Source organism: Synechococcus lacustris str. Tous, assembly GCF_003011125.1.
GTDB classification, from domain to species: Bacteria; Cyanobacteriota; Cyanobacteriia; order PCC-6307; family Cyanobiaceae; genus Synechococcus_D; species Synechococcus_D lacustris.
This window is the reverse complement of sequence record NZ_PXVC01000220.1, coordinates 1-1043: the sequence shown is the minus strand read 5'-3', so window position 1 is coordinate 1043 and position 1043 is coordinate 1. Positions and strand designations below refer to the sequence as shown.

Annotated in this window: 3 protein-coding genes; all 3 read right to left on the bottom strand. The window is 48.2% G+C overall.

The genetic code is table 11. The annotated features are described in order from the left end of the window. A partial coding sequence (locus C7K08_RS14470; protein ID WP_423218706.1) for a hypothetical protein occupies positions 1-305 on the bottom strand: 305 nt, incomplete at its 3' end. 51 nt (positions 306-356) lie between these two features. Beyond that, complete coding sequence (locus tag C7K08_RS15750; RefSeq protein ID WP_106501175.1) at positions 357-728, bottom strand: hypothetical protein; 372 nt, start codon at positions 726-728, stop codon at positions 357-359. Beyond that, positions 725-1043, bottom strand: a 319-nt coding sequence (gene thyX, locus C7K08_RS14460) for an FAD-dependent thymidylate synthase (RefSeq protein WP_106501174.1), incomplete at its 5' end; no start/stop codon positions are given. The genes C7K08_RS15750 and thyX, both read right to left, overlap by 4 nt.

The following is a 1043-nucleotide window of genomic DNA, read 5'->3' as shown; positions in this document are numbered from 1 at the left end:
CTATCAGCTGCTGAGATATCAGCTGATAGCTGAGGTGGCGCTAGGGGTTCGAGGCCTTGATCAAATAACAGATGGCCATACACATAACCAAGGCTACCGGCTGGATAGGTGATCAAAGTAGCTACGTTTGGCCATTCACCCCAATAACGCTCCTGCACTAGGGCAGCAATTGCAGGATCAGCGTGTAAACGTTGGCGGGCAGCGGCGGCAGCTGGTGTTTTATAGCTGCGATTTAAGAGATCAATGGCGCTTGTGATATCTGTTGGGTTATCACATAAATGCTGCATATCAAAAGAGATATGCATAAGCTGATTTTGCAGCTGGGCTGCGTTTGAAATTGGCATATTTAGATAGATTTAGCGAACACCCATAGCACGGCGCATTTGATACATACAAGCCATGCCACTGGAGCAAAGTTGAATGCCATGGCCATTAACACTAAAAAGCACAGGCGCACCTTGAATCACAGAAGCAGGAACGCGTTTAACGAGGGTTGAATTACTAGATTGGGAATTCAACTGTACCTGTGCAGATAATAGCGGGGATTGGGTTGCTTGATTGCGTAGGGATTTGGCATCCTGAAGCAATTGAAGAGCATTTCCACTACCTGTGGATTGCAAACTTGATTGGATCGCAGCACCAGCTGCTGCATCAAGCAACATTTGAGCGCCTACAGGGCTTCCAAGGCCTGAAAGCAAAAGTAAGGCGCTGCATAAGTAATATTTCATGGTGCTAGGCGAGCGCGGTGCAGGCGTGATTTTTCATACCATTCCGCAAATTGAGGCGCCCAATTCACAAGATGGGGCCACATCAGATCACATAACTGCCTGATCTCAAGCTGGGCATCAAGTTTGGCGCGTAGATCCATGAAATGCAGGAAGGCACGCAAACTAAAACTAACAACAAAATGCTGGCGGTAATCAAAGGGCAAGATGCCACGGGCATGCTCCTCTGCAAAACCAGCAGCTAAAAGGTCACGATATCTACAGGCGGCAGTGCGGCATAACTCCAAATCAATGGCCCGTTCAGCGGCGCTATAGGTA

What these genes read in the sequence shown, in the direction of transcription:
- C7K08_RS15750 (WP_106501175.1), bottom strand. Translation starts at nt 728, where the DNA reads ATGAAATATTACTTATGCAGCGCCTTACTTTTGCTTTCAGGCCTTGGA.